This is a genomic window from Microcoleus sp. D2_18a_D3 (genome assembly GCF_036702455.1).
In the GTDB taxonomy this organism is placed as follows: domain Bacteria; phylum Cyanobacteriota; class Cyanobacteriia; order Cyanobacteriales; family Microcoleaceae; genus Microcoleus.
Genome location: NZ_JAUBTK010000071.1, coordinates 24020 through 41476, shown reverse-complemented (window position 1 = coordinate 41476; position 17457 = coordinate 24020). Strand labels below are relative to the sequence as shown.

Genomic DNA, 17457 nt, shown 5'->3' with positions numbered 1-17457 from the left:
CGTCCCGCCCGTCCTTTTTGGACGGGCGGGACGCCCATCCCACAATAACAATTAAAATTGTAAGTTATTTAATTCGCGATCCTAACTTTGGGCGTTTTGATTTTGAAACCAAGGTCCCCCAAGCAGTTTTTATTGCTTTAAGTTTGAAAATCCGAACGTGAAATAGCCGTTTTCGGCTTTTTATCGGGCTCAGATTTAACACACCTTGACAGCGCTAGCGCTCAGCACCCTATGGTTAGACTTTTTGGATGACATTGTGTAAGCTGTTAGGCATTTAATTTTTTGGCCGAAATGCTCGCTACAAGGACTCTAGGCTGCAAAATCTTAAATTTAGATGGGTGTCAGCTTATCTTTAATCGGGCAGTGCTGGGTAATATATACTTGGATGCGGACCTGCTAACCTGAAATTTTTAATTTTAGATATCAAAGAACTGACTGATGGATTTAGACCAACAGATTCAAGCATTGATCGAAAAAGCTCCGCCCGACGGTTCGACGCCACAAATCTTAAAGGCGATCGCCCCGGCCCTGGTGTTAATTGCCCAACAGCTACAGCACCTCGAATACTCGATCCTGCAAGCGGTAGACCAAAGTTGGGCGATCGTGGTTTTGAGCAATCTCAAGCAACCGGGACGGGAGAAGAGGGTGATTTATGCTTGGAGCAGTATTAAAGATGCGTCGCAGGCTGCGGCTGCTGGGGGCGATCGCCTCAGACCGCTGCTTTTGCCTGTCACTCACATTTTATTTCAGATGATAGCTCTGGAAGGTCTTGACAGCATTGTTTTTTTTGAAAGTCCCGGAAATCAGGAAGTCGGGACGGAAATCCCTCGCGAGCAAGTACAGAGTTTAATTAACGTTTACTTGCAACAGTATCGATCGGCTCCCCCGTCGGATATTGCCTAAAAACTCAATTTTCTCTTATTAATTGGTAACAGGGCATTAGGCATTGGGAACTCCCCATTACCAATTCCCCATTACCAATAAAGTGTAACTTTTTAACCTCTAATAAAGCCTACTCAAAACGTATTCAGCCAAATCAATCAAAGCTTGACGGGACTCTGAATGGGGCAGCGCAGCTAAGTATTCGACGGCTTTCTGTGCGTGATTTGTGGCTAGTTCTCGCGATCGCTCTATGCCTCTAGAATCTTCTACAAGTGCCAGGGCCTGCTCTATATCTCCTTCTTGGGCAAATTCGCGTTCTATGAGAACTTCCAAGTAAGGTTTTTCTTCTAGGGCAAATAGTGCGGGTGCTGTCAGATTACCGCTTCTGAGATCCGAGCCGGCAGGTTTCCCCAAAGTTTCCGTGGAAGCGGTGAAATCTAATATATCATCTACTATTTGGAAGGCCAAACCAATGTTCCGACCGTAGTTGTACAAATCGTCTGCTATTTCCGCTGAAACCTCGCTTAAACAGCCCGCTGCTTTGGAACTGTTGGCAATTAAAGACGCTGTTTTGTAATAACTTTTTTCCAGGTACGCTTCGATCGACAAGCTGGTGTCAAATCCATTGAGTCCCTGTTGAATTTCCCCCTCCGCTAAATCCATAATCACTTCTGAAAGCAGTTTGACTACTGGCAGGTTGTCGAGATTTGCTAAATGCCAGGAAGATTGAGCAAACAGAAAATCTCCCGCCAATACTGCCACTCGGTTGTTAAACCGACTGTGAACCGTCGGCACTCCCCGCCGCAGATCCGACTCGTCCACCACGTCGTCGTGCACGAGACTAGCTGTGTGGATCATTTCCGTGATTTCAGCGAGGCGGCGGTGTTTTTCCGTGATTTCCCGATCGGGCATAGTCGCCTTGGCCATCAACAGAACGATTGCGGGTCTCACTCGTTTTCCCTTTGTGCCGAATAAGTATTCTGCAGCCGCGTACAAGATGGGATGACGGGCACCCACTAACTGTTTTAAGTTTTCTGTCAACAGTCGCAGGTCTTCTTCAACCGAGGAAAATAGGAGAGTGCTAGAGATCATGGATACGCCGACTCAAGCCGTAAAGTAACAAAATTTTACAAATCATATCTTTATTTTAAGGTAATTCTCTGCAATAGAAAAGAAAAATCTAGGCGATCGGCAGTTATTTGTCATCGGCCGCCCGATGGGAGTCACCCGCCTGCCAGAGGCGAGTAGCCGGCTGCCAGAGGGGTTGCCCCTATTGTATCGAATTGTTAAGGACACTGCCAAAAAATCTCTAAATCCCAGAAACCCTGTGTTATTATGGGTATTAAGGATTTAAACAATTCTATACATTAAGTACAGCCAGACTGGCAGGTAGCTTTTAGGTGCCTGTAAAAGTTTCGTAGAGCCAGCCTTGTTAGTCGATCGCAGCCAAAATTTCTGGGACAGATTTTTAGTTCCTCGCGACTAAAAGTTTTCAGAAGTTAAGAGTAGCGCATCTTATGTGCACGGTAGCTCCAAGCAGCTAAAGTGGATGTTTTTAGGCTGTCTAAGAATCTGTAAAGCAGTAAATCATTATTGATGACCGGGAACGCCTAAATGTTCCCGCAGGCTTGATATGGAAAAACAGCCTTCAGAACCAAGGCATGGTCTTGCGTGCTGACTTAATGTAGTAGGTCTTGAACTTGTCCTCCTCCTCTTCGTCCTTGACTTTTGGTTCTAATTATGATTTATCGCGATATTCCTCTAATTATTCCCATTCTGGCCGCCGGCTATGTAATGACTATTTATGTAGTGCTGATGTTGGCCGAACGCAGCGCTAAAATAACTCGATTAGGCGAGTAGTGCACTGCTGGGCAGCCGAAGTCGGCAGCAGCGCCCTCGCTTCACCGTTGAGAATTCGGAATCCTCAATAATAACCCTGCCTTGAATGCTTGCGCGCAAAGGCAGGGTTATTTATTTACACTTGCGGGCATCGTGATTTTCTGGGCAGCTAGTTACTGCAACACGTAGCTACAGTTATCGATGTTCAATGCCAACAGCCTCTGAGGCAGAATATTATATTTAGTAGCAGCTTGTATCGCTCACAGCAAGTTTCATCTCAGGGAAACCCGGCCAATGTTCCGAGAAAGCTATTAAATTACTCTCAAAAACGCTGAGTTTGAAGTTGTCGGTTATTGTGTCAAAAATCTCAATATTCCTATTGGGTAGATCAAGAACTTACAGAAATAAAACGCGAAATTTATGAATCTAGCAACCTGCTTGCTCAACTGAAGGAATCCATAAACTTGCACTGCAATCAAATATTTCATCAAAGGGTGCTTAACTTGCTGAGTCAATCGATTTTAGATTTTAGATTTTAGATTTTAGATTGAAGCCTTGACCCCACGGATAAATTCGGGGGGCAAGTTTCATGGGATACAGGTTTTTTATTTCTGGGTCCTGAGTCTGCGAAGGAATGAATCCGGGGGCTTGTATCCTGGATGCTTTCGGTCAGGCAGATAGTCTCTGCCATTTATTCACAGCTTGCCAAAAAGAGCATCTGCTACACATAGAGCCGCAAAAGTTATTTTTGATGAATAATAAATATTTTCGCTCTAACTGTAGGGAAGAAAAGTAATTGCCAATATTACTGACAGCCTTAAAACTCTATTAAGTTTTGATTAAAAGAACTAAAACAGAGAGTAGAAGTTGTCAGAAATTATCAAGCTCCACTGCCTAAATTGTTGTCTGAGGCAGACGAACTCAAACAAGTTTGGGTAAATCTGATGCACAATGGTTTACAAGCGATAGAGAATTGCCGAGTTTTAAAAGTAGAAGTGAGAGCAGAAAATCCGAGCCTGCTCGTCAGTGCCAACTGAATTACCCGGAAATTTGGCCCCGAATATTTGATCCGTTCTTTACCAGAAAACCTGCCGACGAAGGCAGCGGGTTGGGACTGGAGATTGTTAAAAAAAGTGTGGAAAAACATTCGGGTAAAATAGAAGTAACATCAGTTATCGCTCAAAGGACGTGTATTGTGTCAATTCCGATCGCCGTTTAGCGCGATCGACTAAAAATCATACCAATGCGCGACTAATAAAAATGCAACTCTAGACCGATGTCACACCTGGATTGCGGTGAGCGTACCGCGACTGTAAAATCGGAAATCTAAAATGCTATTAAGTGCCGGTTCCGCCTGCATCTATCCCCCTTGATTTGCCCATGTCAACAACAGTTTCTGATACCCAAAGCTTGCTAGAACAGGCGATCGACCCCAAACCGCCGGTGCTGCCTCCAGACACACCCTTGAAAGTCGCAATTGCTGCCATGACTCAGGCGAATGCCAGTTGCATTTTAATCGCGTTTGAGCAGCAATTGCTCGGGATTTTTACTGAGCGCGATGTTGTGAAAATAACTGCTAGCGAAATACCGCTAGCAGGGGTGGCAATTTCTGAGGTGATGACTGAAAACCCGATCGCTCTGAACCTCGATAAAGCGGGGAATATCTTCAAGGTATTGAGCATATTGCGATCGAAAAGAATCCGTCATTTACCCCTCACAGACGAAGGTGGCAACTTGCTAGGCGCTATCACTTGCGAAAGCATCCGTCAAATCCTCAAACCGGCAGACTTGCTGAAAATGTGGCGCGCCGAAGAAATTATGACTACAGAAGTAATAGTTACCTCAAGCAGCGCCTCAGTTTTAGAAGTCGCAAAACAGATGAGAACCCAGCGGAAAAGCTGCATAGTCATTTGCACTGACAGCGACAACAAAAATCAGAAACCTGTGGGCATAATTACAGAACGCGACATTGTTAAATTCCAAGCTTCTGGACTAGATTTCGCCAGCACTCCCGTCACCGCCGCGATGAGTTTTCCGCTGATACCGTTGCAGGTAAAAGCCACCTTGTGGCAGGCTCACCAGTTAATGCAGCAGCACCGCATCCGGCGCTTGGTGGTGGTGGACGAGGAAGGATATTTAGCCGGAATTGTGACTGAAATTACCCTGCTGCAGGCCTTAGATCCGGTAGAAATGCACGCAAATGTCGAGCTTTTGCAGGAAACAGTTGCCGACAAAATTCAGGAGTTGAACAAAATGAACGAGGAATTGCAAAAAGAAGCGTTGCGGAGAACAGAAGTCGAGGAAAAATTGCGAACTTTAAATGATAATTTGGAAGAAGAAATCAAACAGCGAACTTTAGAATTAATTAAGGCAAACAGTCAGTTAAAAAAGGAAATACAAGACCGCACCACCGCTGAAGCGGAAGTTCGCCGCCTCAACACCGAACTCGAACAGCGAGTTCTAGAGCGCACGGTTCAACTAGCGGCCAGTAACGAAGAATTGCAGCAACAAATTAGCAGTCGAAAATTGCTCGAAGAAAAATTGCAGTTTTCGGAAACGAAAGTCCGCGCCGTTTTTGAAGCGATGACCGACATCGTTCTAGTGCTAGACAGTCAGCGGAACATAGAACTTTTGCCAACGAATGTGGCAGCGGCTTCTGAGCCTGATTGTGATATAGTCAGCTTGACCATAGAACATTTTTTTGACGACGACAACCCGGATGATTGGTGGGTGTTAGTTCAGCAAGTGTTAGAAACACAACAAACTCTCAATTTTGACTACAGCTTAACAGTTTGTGGCCGCGAAATTTGGTTTTCCGCCTGCATTTCTCTGTTCTCAAAAGATGCAGTCATTTGGGTTGCCCGCAACATCAACGCCCGCAAAATAGCCGAGTCAGCGCTGTGCCAAAAAAATGCAGAATTATCTCATACCTTAGAAGAACTGAAGCGGACTCAAAAAGAACTCATTCAATCAGAAAAAATGGCAGCCCTCGGACAGTTAATTGCCGGAGTTGCTCATGAAATCAATTCTCCTTTAGGGGCTATTCGCTCTTCTGTGCAGAACATCGCCGACTTCTGGACGGAACAATTGCAGCAGTTGCCGATATTTTTTCAACAACTATCCCCGGAACGGCGGCAGGATTTCTTTGCTTTGCTACACAACTCCAGCCAAGAAACAGATACATTATCTAGTAAAGAAAAACGTCAGTTTAAAAAACTTTTACAGGGGCAATTAGAATCAGAAAACATTGACGACGCCGCCAGTCTTGCCTGTACTTTATTAGATATCGGCATCGGCAATAATTTGGAACCTTTTTTACCTTTGTTGAAAGACAGCCAAAGTCGAAATATTGTACAAACCGCCTACCAATTTGCTACGGTACAAAAAAGCACTAAAAATATTGCTACTGCCACAGATAGGGCAGCCAAAATCGTTTTTGCTTTGAAAAGCTACTCTCGTTACGACCAGTCGTGTTCCAAGACCCTCGCTAATATTACCGACGGTATTGATACTGTTTTAACCCTTTACCACTACCAAATCAAACACGGTGTGGAAGTAGTCAGAAACTATGGTACTAATTTGCCCTCTGTGCTATGCTATCCTGATGAACTCAGTCAAGTTTGGACAAATTTAGTTCACAATGCTTTACAAGCGATGGGCAACAAAGGAGTGTTAAAAATTGATGTCAAACACCAAGCGAACGCAATATCAGTCAGTATTACCGACAGTGGCCCCGGCATTCCCCCAGAGATTATGCCGAGAATTTTTGAGCCGTTTTTTACAACTAAACCTCCAGGGGAAGGCAGTGGTTTGGGATTAGATATAGTTCAAAAAATTCTGGAAAAACACCAAGGTGAACTGCAAGTAGAAAGCGTGCCTGGTCAAACAAAATTTACTATATCCTTGCCCGTCGGAATTCCTTGATAGCAATTTAAAAAATAGGTAAATGCACCCCGTTTTAAAATTTAATAGAAGTAAAATTTTATGCCGAAACCAGTAATTTTGTGCGTTGACGATGAAGTTGTGGTCTTAAATAGTTTAAAAATTCAACTTAAAAAAGAATTTGGGGATGCTTACCTCTATGAAGTAGCAGAAAATGCAGATGAAGCTCTGGAAATTATGGAGGAAATTCAAAATGAAGATGAAAGTGATATTTTGGTCATAGTATCTGACTGGTTAATGCCAGGGATTAAAGGAGATGAATTTTTGATTTTGGTTCACCAAAAATATCCTAAAATTGTGAAAGTCATGCTGACCGGGCAAGCCGACGAAGTAGCAATAGCACGGGTGAAAGAGCAAGCAAACTTGCACCGTTGTTTGTACAAGCCGTGGGAGCGCAAAGAATTAGTAGAAACAATAAAATCTGGTTTGACAAAAATATGAACAATAAACCTGTGATTATTTGTGTGGATGACGAACCGATAATTCTGGAAAGTTTGAAAATTGAGTTAAAAAAAACCCTGGGGGAAGAACACTTATTAGAAACCGCTGAAGGCGGCGAAGATGCTTTAGAGTTAATCGAGGAATTACTGGCAGAGGGCTGCGAAATCGTAGCAGTAATTTCTGACTATCTGATGCCGAATATCAAAGGGGACGAATTGCTGAAGCAGATTCACCGAATTTCCCCAAAAACTATCAAAATTATGCTGACGGGGCAAGCAGACCTCGAAGCAGTGGCGAATACTATTAAATATGCTAAATTGTACCGATACATATCGAAACCTTGGCAGTCGGAAGATTTGAGGTTGACGGTAAAAGAAGCGCTCAACAGCTATTTTAGGGAGAAGCAATTAGCGGAACAAAATGCTCAACTCCAAAAGCTGAATCAAGAATTGGAAACTTTAGTGGAGGAGCGGACTGCACAACTGCGCTTGTCTGAGGAAAAGTTTGCTAAAGCTTTTCGTTCTTCTCCCAACCCAATTACTATTACCCGATTTAATGACGGTCGTTATTTAGAAGTTAATGAGGCTTTTTGCCAGACAATCGGTTATTCGGCGGCCGAAATTCTCGATCGCACGGCGCTTGAGTTGAATCTTTGGGAAAATATACAAGCGCGCGCCGAGTTGTTTAAAATGTTAGATGAAAAACAAATTATTCTCAACTACGAATTTGATTTTCGCACTAAAACAGGGGAAGTCAGAACCGGGCTACTGTCAGCAGAAATCATTGACATTCATGGCGAAACCTGCGTAATTTCTGTGATTCAAGATATTAGCGATCGCAAATTAGCGGAAGAAAAACTCCGAGCTATAGCGGCTTCTTTAGCAGCAGCGCAAAGAATCGCCAGTGTCGGTAATTGGGAATGCGATTTATCGGCCAACACAACTACTTGGTCGGAAGAGTTATCTCGGATTTTTGGGTTCGATCCAACCCAGCCTGCGCCCACACTGACTGAGTTTTCGCAATACGTGCATCCCGACGATCGACAAAAGTGGCAAACAACGATCGACACTGCTATTGCTAGCGGGCAATCTTACAGTTTGGAATATCGAATTCTGCGGCCGGAACCGAAAATTGCTGCGGATAATTCCCCGTCACAAATAAGTGAATCCGGCTTCCTCCGCTACATCGAAGCCAGAGGAGAAGTAGTGGTCAACCAACAAGGGCAAGTGACAAAACTATTCACAACTTTGATGGACATTACCCCACGCAAGCTGGCAGAAATAGCCCTAGCAGAGAGCGAAGAAAAATACCGTCATTTAGTGGAAACTTCCCAAGATATTATCTGGTCTTGCAATGCTGAAGGGCACATTACTTTTGTGAACCAAGCAGTGAAACAAATATACGGTTACGAGCCTGAAGAAATGCTCGGCTGTTCTTTTAGCGATTTCTTGGCCCCAGGAGAAATAGACTGGAAATGGGAACTTCAGCAGCGCTTGCTGACGGGAAAAACTGTGTTTCAGTACGAAAATATAGTATTAGGAAAAGACGGTCGAAAAATTGATGTAAATACCAAGGCGATCGCGCGCATGGACGCTGAAGGAAACATCATCGGCACAACAGGAACTGCTAGCGATATTACCGAACGCAAACAAGCTGAAATAGTCCTGCAAAAAGCCAAAGAAGAAGCCGACAGAGCGAACAGGGCAAAAAGCGAATTTCTCTCGAATATGAGCCACGAGTTGCGAACTCCCCTCAACGCAATTCTCGGTTTCAGCCAACTGCTAGCCCGCGACCCAGACCTCGGTGCCGACCAACAGCAATACTTAGGAATTATTACCCAGAGCGGGGAACATTTGCTCGTTCTGATCAACAATATTCTGCAAATGTCAAAAATTGAAGTCGGGCTGGTGACACTTAATAACAGCACCTTCGACTTACACAAAATGCTAAAAAATACTGAAAATATGCTGAAACTGCAAGCCGAAAAAAAAGGGTTGCAGTTAATTTTTGATTGCCCACCCGATCTACCTCAATATATAGAAACCGACGAAAGCAAGTTGCGACAAGTATTGATAAATGTAGTCGGCAATGCTATTAAGTTTACGGGTGAAGGTGGTGTTAATTTGAGAATCAAACATGAGTTGTTAAAAACTAAAATTCATGGAGATAGACCACCAAGTGACAGTTGCTGTTTGCTATTTGAAGTGGAAGACACTGGTTCAGGAATTTCTGCGGAAGAAATGGAGAATTTGTTTAAACCTTTCGCGCAAACAGAAAGCGGGAAAAAAGCTCAAGAAGGAAGCGGTTTAGGCTTGCCCATCAGCAAGCAGTTCGTTCAGTTAATGGGAGGGAAGATGACGGTAACAAGCACCCTCGGCCGCGGCAGTATTTTTAGATTTGATGTTAAAGTTTCGCTCCCTAATGCAGTGGAAATTCAGGTGGCTCAAACAGCTCGCCGAGTGGTGGGTCTCGAACCCGGACAGCCAGAATACCGGATTTTAGCTGTTGACGATCGCCTGGAAAGCCGCTTGCTGTTGGTCAGAATGCTGACATCCCTTGGCTTTGCGGTGCGGGACGCTGAAAATGGCGTTCAAGCTGTGGAAATGTGGTCGAGTTGGGAACCTCATTTGATTTGGATGGATATGCGGATGCCGGTGATGGACGGTTACGAAGCTACTAAACAGATTAAAGCGCATTTGAAAGGTCAAGCAACGGTGATTATTGCTCTGACTGCAAGTGCTTTTGATGAAGAGCGATCGCTGATTTTGTCTGCTGGTTGCGATGATTTTGTAGCGAAGCCTTTTCGGGAGCAAGTGATTCTGGAAAAAATGGCTAAGCATCTGGGAGTCCGCTATGTTTACGATCGAGAAGCTTCGCTAAGTTCTGATGCTGCGGTGTCCGCCGAGGTTTCCACGGCAACTGAAACGGCTGATTTGGCTTTTACGCTCAATACTTCATTTTTGGAAGCTATGCCTGCTGAATGGGTTGATGAATTGTATTCTGCGGCGGATGCGGTGGATAACGAGGAGATTTTTCGACTGTTGTTGTTGATTCCTCCTATTAATGCTAGTTTCCGCAGCGCGATCGCCGATTTGGCGAATAACTTCCGGTGCGATCGGATTATCGATTTGATTGAGGAGTTTAGAAATTGTTGAAGGATGAAAGAAGAAGGGATAATAGGGCAACGTTCAGGATTATGGATGATGTAGGTCGATCGCCTATTTGTAAACTCGCCTGCGGGCGATCGGCTAATTTACTTGTAGCCAATCTCCACACCCTGGTAATCATCAGTCATTCCCAATTCTTTAATCTCACATCTCAACTCTCAACTACGATAAGTTCTGTAAATATCCAAGCAGTTGATTGAGGGGGGAGTGCTATAATGAGTATTTAACCTGTTTTCCTAATTTCAATAATTCTTAAATTAACCAAAAATAGCGCTCGATGACCCAAAATCAAATAGAAGAAAATAAAGACAACATATTAATTGTTGACGATACTCCAGAAAATTTGCAAGTTTTATCAGCAACGCTGTCCGATCGGGGCTACAAAGTCCGCGGCGTAATTAGCGGCAAAATGGCAATCAGAGCCGCGCGCTCTGGTTCTCCCGATTTGATTTTGCTCGACATCAAAATGCCGGAAATGGACGGCTACGAAGTCTGCATACACCTCAAGGCAGATCCGCAAACATCAGAAATTCCAGTTATTTTTATCAGCGCTTTAGATGAAGTATTGGACAAATTAACCGCATTTCAAGTGGGAGGGGTAGATTATGTCACAAAACCGTTTCATGTAGCAGAAGTTTTAGCGCGAATCGAACACCAACTGACGATCCAAAGACTGAAAAAACAATTAATTGCTCGCAATAAAGAACTGCAAGAAGAAATAATAGAACGCAAAAAAGCCGAAGAAGCCGCCGCCGCTGCATCGCTCGCAAAAAGTCAATTCGTTGCCAACATGAGCCACGAATTACGCACTCCCCTGAACGCCATCTTGGGTTTTACCCAAGTCATGAGCCGCGACTCTTTGCTCAGCCAGGAAAATCTCGAAAATCTCCGAATTATTAACCGCAGCGGTCAACATTTGCTGGAACTAATTAACGATGTTTTAGACTTGTCGAAAATAGAAGCAGGGATAATTGGCTTAGATGAACGCAGCTTAGACCTTTATCAACTCCTCGACACTCTCGAAGAAATGTTTCAAATCAAAGCTGAAACAAAAAAAATGCAACTGAGATTTTCCGTCGAGGCTAATGTTCCCCAATATATAAAAACTGACGAAAAAAAGCTGCGCGTCTGCTTAATTAACCTGCTGGGAAATGCCATGAAATTTACTCACGACGGCGGCCGTATTTGGCTGCGCGTGAGCGTGGACAACAACCAGCAGCAGCCTGCAGAATCGGAAAGTTATCCTAACTATACGTCGGTCGAACCATTGTTAATTTTGTTTGAAGTTGAAGACACGGGAATTGGCATAGCAACAGCAGAAATTGATACTTTATTTGATGCTTTCGTACAAACACAAGCGGGGAGAAAAGCGGCTGATGGTACGGGGTTGGGTTTGACAATTACTAAAAAATACGTGCAGATAATGGGCGGGGATATTTGGGTAAAAAGTGTTTTAGGTGAGGGAACCAGTTTTAAATTTAATATCCGAGTATTTCCCGCTATTTCGTCTGAAATAACAGTGGGGAAATTGCAGCGGGTGATCGCACTAGAAGCAGATCAACCAATTTATCGGATTTTAGCAGTTGACGACAATCAAGATAATCGGCTGCTGCTGGTTAAAATGTTGCAACCAATTGGTTTTGAAGTCCGAGAAGCGGAAAATGGCTACCAAGCTGTTGAACTTTGGGAAAGTTGGCAGCCTCATTTAATTTGGCTGGATACGCGAATGCCAGTAATGGACGGTTTTGAAGCTGTCCGACAAATTAGAGCGAAAGAGAAACAAACTCAGTGGCGAACTGTAATTATTGCTCTGACTGCGAGCACTTTTGAGGAAAGAAAAGGCGAAATTCTCGCCGCAGGTTGCGACGATTTTGTGCGGAAACCTTTTCAAGAACAAACCCTCTTTGATAAGATGGCTTGCTACTTGGGAGTGCGCTATCTTTATCAAGAGTTGCCCCGCCTCCCAGTCGGCGCTTTACGGCGTTATTGTGTGAGCGAAAAACCCGATTCATTTTTCGGAGGGCTGCTGGCTCAGATGCCTCAAAGCTGGGTGCAGGAACTCTACGACGCAGCTAATGATGTTAATGAAGAGCTGGCGATTGAAATTGTCGATCGCATCTGGGAAAGTCATCCAACTTTAGCTGAGGCTTTAAAAGATTTGCTTGCCGATTACCGACTCGACAAGATAATGGATTTAACTCAATCGAGTTTAAAATAAATGGATAATAGCGAAATTAAAGTATTGGTGGTTGATGACCAACCGAGCAATCTGCGGTTCTTATCCAAACTGCTAACATCCCAGGGGTATCAAGTTTACCGAGCTATTTCCGGTCAACTGGCGTTGAATGTGGCGATCGCCCATTGCCCGGATTTAATTTTGCTCGACATTAGAATGCCGGAAATGAACGGTTATGAAGTTTGTCGGAGACTGAAAGCGACACCGAAAACCGAACAAATTCCGGTAATTTTTTTAAGCGTATTAGATGAAATGAACGATAAATTACAAGCTTTTCGAGTAGGAGGCGCTGACTATATTACTAAACCATTTCAAGTAGAAGAAGTTTTAGCACGCATCGACAAGCAAGTCCGCTTGCAAAAACTGCAACAGCAATTAAAAGAACAAAATTATCAACTGCAACAGTCACAGTCGCTGCTTGCTAGCATATTAAATAGTTCATTAGACTGTGTGGTGGCTTATTCTGCAGTCCGCAACAGTGAGGGAAATATTGTAGATTTCCAGTGGCTCTTGATCAACCCGGCTGCTGAAAAATTTTATGGTCTGCTATTCAATGACATAGTTGGCAAGAATTTGTTAGCCCAAGTTTCCAAAGTTAGCAATAAGGGGTTATTTGATTTGTATGTTTCTGTAGTAGAAACCGGAGAAACTGTAGACCAAGAATTTTATTACGAACAGGAGCGAGATACAATTGTTTGGCTGCACATTGTGGCGGTCAAATTAAACGATGGTCTGGCAGTAACATTTCGCAACATCACCGAGCGCAAACGAGCAGAAATTGCCCTACGAGACAGCGAAGAACGCTTCCGCGCGATATTCGAGCAAGCGGCAGTCGGCATAGCTAAAACCGCGCTCTGCGGTCAATTTATGCGGGTAAATCCTGGCTTTTGTCAAATTGTCCGCTATGCACAATCCGAATTGTTACAGCAAAATTGGGAGGCAATTACTCACCCAGATGACAGAGAAGCCGACAGAGAATACCTGCGCTCGCTGTTATCCGGGAAGATTCAAACTTTTTCTGTGGAAAAGCGTTTGCTATGCAAAGATGAAGCTGTGCGCTGGGCGAATGTTACTGTTTCGGCAATGCGCGATGTCAAGGGGACACTGCAGTATTTGATTTGTGCGATCGAAGATATTTCCGAACGCAAGCTGGTACAAGAACTGCTGCAAGCGAGTTTAGACACTCAAACCCGCTACGCTCAAGAATTAACTCGTTCTAATGCCGAACTAGAACAGTTTGCCTACGTGGCTTCTCACGATTTGCAAGCGCCTTTGAGCACGATTTCTGGCTACGCTCAACTATTAGAAAAACGCTTTCCCAACCAACTTGATGCCCAAGGAAATAAATTTATCCGCAATATTGTTAATTCTTGCGAGCGGATGCAGGCGCTGATTGATGACTTGCTTGAGTATTCGCGGGTCGGCCTCAGTCAGAAACCTTTTGAGATGATAGATTGCAATCGGGTTTTTGAGGATGCTTGTGCTAATTTGCAGTTGGCTATCCGCGAAAATCAAGCTTCAGTTACTAGGGGGAATTTGCCAAGGGTAAAAGGTGACTGTTGTCAACTGCTGCAACTGTTTCAAAATTTAATTGGTAACGCCATTAAGTACCGCAGCAGTGAAGCGCCGGTGGTGCAGGTGGACGCTTCGCGTCAGGGGGATAGCTGGGTGTTTTCTGTGCAGGACAACGGTATTGGGATTGCCGAACAGTACCATTCGCGAATTTTTCAGATTTTTCAGCGCTTGCACACCCAAAAACAGTATTCGGGAACTGGTATCGGTTTAGCGATTTGTCAAAGAATTGTCGATCGACACGGCGGCAGCCTTTGGGTAGAATCACAACCCAATCGAGGCTCGACTTTTTATTTTTCTATTCCTCTACCAAAATGAAGTCAGCAGCCCGCCTGAAGCAGTCAATCGATTTTAGATTTTAGATTTTAGATTTTAGATTTGAAGAAAGCGACCTCACTGATACAGCATATTCCATGTAGATGTACTACAAAAAACCGGGTTTCTTGAACAGAATCAGTAATGATGCGAGAACTCTAAAGCAACCCGGTTTCTGGGGTGTACTTTATAAATTTGGAATACGCTGTAAATCCGGGGGCTTGTGATGAGGATTCGGAGCTTTTTTCTCGCTCCACGGATGAATCCGGGGGCTTGTCACCAAATTGCTTGATTGTCACCCGTCCTTTACTTAAGCTTTAAATATCTTTATGTTGTCTTTACAATTTTTTTGATAAAGTGTAGCATATTCACTGATGACATCGAGCTAAAAATCTATCAATATAAATCTATTAGCTCTCTCCTTATACAAATTATAAATCAGCGGTGCGCGCAAGACTTGTTAGTTTTTTTCAACTTTATCCAGAGCATCTTGCTTTGGGATGCAGTAGTTTCCCTAGTAGTTCGCGGACAAGCCTTTGTAATGTCTTTGCAGTTTGCCGATTTTCGGACATACTGCCAAGTGAAACAAGCATGATTCGCAAACCTATGCAAATCAAGGAAAACGGTAAATTGCTGCAACACAAATTCAGTGTTATCAGCCAGATTTACCGGATGATGGCAACAGATGCTGTGCAGGTACTCAGACACGGCTCAAAGTCCTGCAACCTCACAAAAGACGTTCGTAGTGAGGCAAAACGGTGAATTATAAAAAGAAAAAATTTACTCTTTTAATAGCAAACGATGACGAGGATACGCGCTTTTTGATGGAGGAAGCACTGCGAGAAGTTCGATTAGCAATTACGAGCGAATTTGTGGAAAATGGAGAACAAGTGCTAGACTACTTGTACCGTCGCGGTCAATATGTTGCTAGCAGCAATTGGCACCAGCCAGACTTGATACTTTTGGATCTGAATATGCCGAGGCTGGACGGGCGCGAAACACTAACTTCGATCAGATCAGACCCCCATTTGCAACAAATTCCGGTTGTAATGCTCACAACTTCCCACCGCCGCGGTGATATCTTGCTTTGCTACCGCTTGGGAGCCAATTCTTTCATATCCAAACCAGTCACTTTTGAAGGATTGCTTGAAGTAATGAAGACTTTATGTGAGTATTGGTTTGAAGTCGTTTCACTCCCGCCGGATATGTAAGCTTTAATTGAGGGCTAAATCGATAGTTTGACTCTAGAGTCAATTTGATAAGCAGAAATATTGGCCGATCGCAAGCAAGTATCGCTCTCAAAACCAAAAAGTTGCCTTCGACCCGCTCCGAACGCTATAGTTGTGTTAACACGTCACCAATGTCTGAAAATTTTGTTGGTTGAGGATGACCTCGGAGCTCCGACAATGATCGAAGACCTTCTAGGGTCATTCAGCGAGTCTCTATTTCTCCTCCAAACTGTTAAGTCTCTGGAGATAGGAGTTGGGCGTCTGGAACTAGACAAGTTTGACGCCGTACTATTAGATTTGTCAGTGTCAGACAGCTTGAGGGGAAGCGAGGCGATCGCAGTTTTGAAAGGGCGATGGCCCACATTGCCAATTGTGGTGCTGACAGATATCAGCGATGAAAATATAGCCCGGTCAGTATTGCGCTGGGGCGCTCAAGATTGTTTGGTAAAGGGAAGATTTCACAGAACTCTGCTGGTGCGCGCAATCCATTACGCGATCGAACGCCAGCAAATCGAAGAACAATTGCGGCAGCAGGCTCTGCGACAGCGGCTGTTGGGCAAAATGATCGAACATATTCGATCGTCAATAGATCCGGCAAGCATTCTCCAAAGTACCGTTGCAGAAGTGCGCCAATTTCTCCAAACAGACCGCGTTTTAATTTATCGCTGTCAGGATTGGGTGTCTCAATTGGACGGGGAAGAGCAAAAAGGTGCGATCGTCGCAGGTGACGGCTTGCCAGAAGGTTATATTGAAAACCAAAATATTAGTGCTGCTTTGGCGGTGTCATGCTTTGTTTTAGTCGAATCCCAGTCGGTACAAGCAATAGCAGATGTCAGCACTGCCCCCTTGGCTGGCAGTTGCAAAGAATTGTTGACAGATTGTGAAATTGCAGCAGTTATAAGCGTACCAATTTGGCAATCAGGCGACTGGGAAACGGCAAAAGAAACACAAGAAGCCACTGTTTGGGAAGTCGAGAAAAATCAAGATGCAGCGGAAAGTTATATCTGGCACGAGGCGAGTGGCAAACCGCAGGCGCAGGGTAAAAATTTGCCGGATTCGATGATCGCAGAAAATCGCAATAGTTTGTGGGGAATGTTGACAGCATACAATTGCAGCGGTGTCAGGGAATGGCAACAGTGGGAAATAGATTTTTTACAGCACTTAGCAAATCAAGTGGCGATCGCGATCGAACAATCTCAACTTTACCGCCAGCTAGCAATAGCCAATCAAAAATTGCAGCAACTGGCAACTACTGACGGACTGACTGGCATTGCCAATCGCCGCCAGTTCGATCGCGTTTTGAGATTAGAGTGGCGCAGATTGGCAAGAGAGGAACTGCCGCTGTCTTTAATTATGTTTGACATCGACTTTTTTAAACTTTACAACGAGTTTTATGGGCACCTCGGCGGGGACGATTGTTTGCGCCAAGTTGCCGGGGCGATCGCCACAGCCACCAACCGGGCTGGGGATTTGACTGCCCGCTACGGTGGCGAAGAATTTGCCCTAGTGCTGCCCAACACCAGCGCCGAAGGGGCAAACGCTGTCGCCCGGAAAATTTGCGACGGCATCGCCAGCTTGAAACTGCCCCACGCGCGATCGTCGATCGGTCCCTACGTTACCCTCAGTTGCGGCATTGCGACAGCGATTCCTTCTGCCCAGGAATCTCCCAACACCCTAATTCGCAGCGCTGACAGCGCCCTTTATCAAGCCAAAACCGAAGGAAAAAATCGTATTTGTCACGCTAGCAATAACTCGGAATCGGCCCCGATTTTTATGTAAAAGTTGAAGGTAATATCATTTCCGGTTACACCGGAATGATGTTGACTGTTGACTG

The 17457-nt window shown here is 44.5% G+C and carries 12 protein-coding genes; 11 read left to right on the top strand and 1 reads right to left on the bottom strand.

Annotated features, from left to right (window positions below; all coding sequences use genetic code 11):
* Positions 1–438 precede the first annotated feature (438 nt).
* A complete protein-coding gene (locus tag QUB06_RS25910; RefSeq protein WP_333437727.1) occupies positions 439–903 on the top strand; it encodes a hypothetical protein in 465 nt (154 codons plus the stop codon).
* 99 nt (positions 904–1002) lie between these two features.
* On the opposite strand, the gene sds is transcribed toward QUB06_RS25910, so the two are convergent.
* Positions 1003–1974, bottom strand: a complete 972-nt coding sequence (gene sds / locus QUB06_RS25905) for a solanesyl diphosphate synthase (protein WP_333214464.1) — start codon at positions 1972–1974, stop codon at positions 1003–1005.
* Positions 1975–3652: 1678 nt separating this feature from the next.
* Here sds and QUB06_RS34795 point away from each other — a divergent pair.
* The 10 genes from QUB06_RS34795 to QUB06_RS25860 all read left to right on the top strand — a co-directional run bounded on the left by QUB06_RS34795 (position 3653) and on the right by QUB06_RS25860 (position 17402).
* Positions 3653–3940 (top strand): ATP-binding protein, encoded by a 288-nt coding sequence (locus QUB06_RS34795; RefSeq protein ID WP_445251424.1) that lies wholly within the window; start codon positions 3653–3655, stop codon positions 3938–3940.
* A gap of 161 nt (positions 3941–4101) precedes the next feature.
* On the top strand, positions 4102–6645 hold the full coding sequence (locus tag QUB06_RS25900; protein ID WP_333437726.1) for a CBS domain-containing protein: 2544 nt from the start codon (positions 4102–4104) through the stop codon (positions 6643–6645).
* A 60-nt stretch (positions 6646–6705) separates the two neighbouring features.
* Positions 6706–7104 carry a response regulator gene (locus tag QUB06_RS25895; protein ID WP_333437725.1) on the top strand — a complete coding sequence of 133 codons (399 nt, stop codon included), beginning with the start codon at positions 6706–6708 and terminating at the stop codon, positions 7102–7104.
* Positions 7101–10259, top strand: a complete 3159-nt coding sequence (locus QUB06_RS25890; RefSeq protein ID WP_333437724.1) for a PAS domain S-box protein — start codon at positions 7101–7103, stop codon at positions 10257–10259. The genes QUB06_RS25895 and QUB06_RS25890 overlap by 4 nt, the downstream gene beginning before the upstream one ends.
* Positions 10253–10471, top strand: a complete 219-nt coding sequence (locus tag QUB06_RS25885; RefSeq protein WP_333437723.1) for a hypothetical protein — start codon at positions 10253–10255, stop codon at positions 10469–10471. The genes QUB06_RS25890 and QUB06_RS25885 overlap by 7 nt, the downstream gene beginning before the upstream one ends.
* A 77-nt stretch (positions 10472–10548) precedes the next feature.
* On the top strand, positions 10549–12489 hold the full coding sequence (locus QUB06_RS25880; RefSeq protein ID WP_333437722.1) for a response regulator: 1941 nt from the start codon (positions 10549–10551) through the stop codon (positions 12487–12489).
* The gene (locus QUB06_RS25875) at positions 12490–14397 is read left to right on the top strand and encodes a PAS domain S-box protein (RefSeq protein ID WP_333437721.1); all 1908 of its coding nucleotides are present in this window, start codon (positions 12490–12492) and stop codon (positions 14395–14397) included.
* 588 nt (positions 14398–14985) lie between these two features.
* Positions 14986–15156, top strand: a complete 171-nt coding sequence (locus QUB06_RS25870; protein ID WP_333437720.1) for a hypothetical protein — start codon at positions 14986–14988, stop codon at positions 15154–15156.
* Positions 15153–15605 carry a response regulator gene (locus QUB06_RS25865; protein ID WP_333437719.1) on the top strand — a complete coding sequence of 151 codons (453 nt, stop codon included), beginning with the start codon at positions 15153–15155 and terminating at the stop codon, positions 15603–15605. The genes QUB06_RS25870 and QUB06_RS25865 overlap by 4 nt, the downstream gene beginning before the upstream one ends.
* A gap of 132 nt (positions 15606–15737) precedes the next feature.
* A complete protein-coding gene (locus QUB06_RS25860; protein WP_333437718.1) occupies positions 15738–17402 on the top strand; it encodes a diguanylate cyclase domain-containing protein in 1665 nt (554 codons plus the stop codon).
* Positions 17403–17457: the final 55 nt, after the last annotated feature.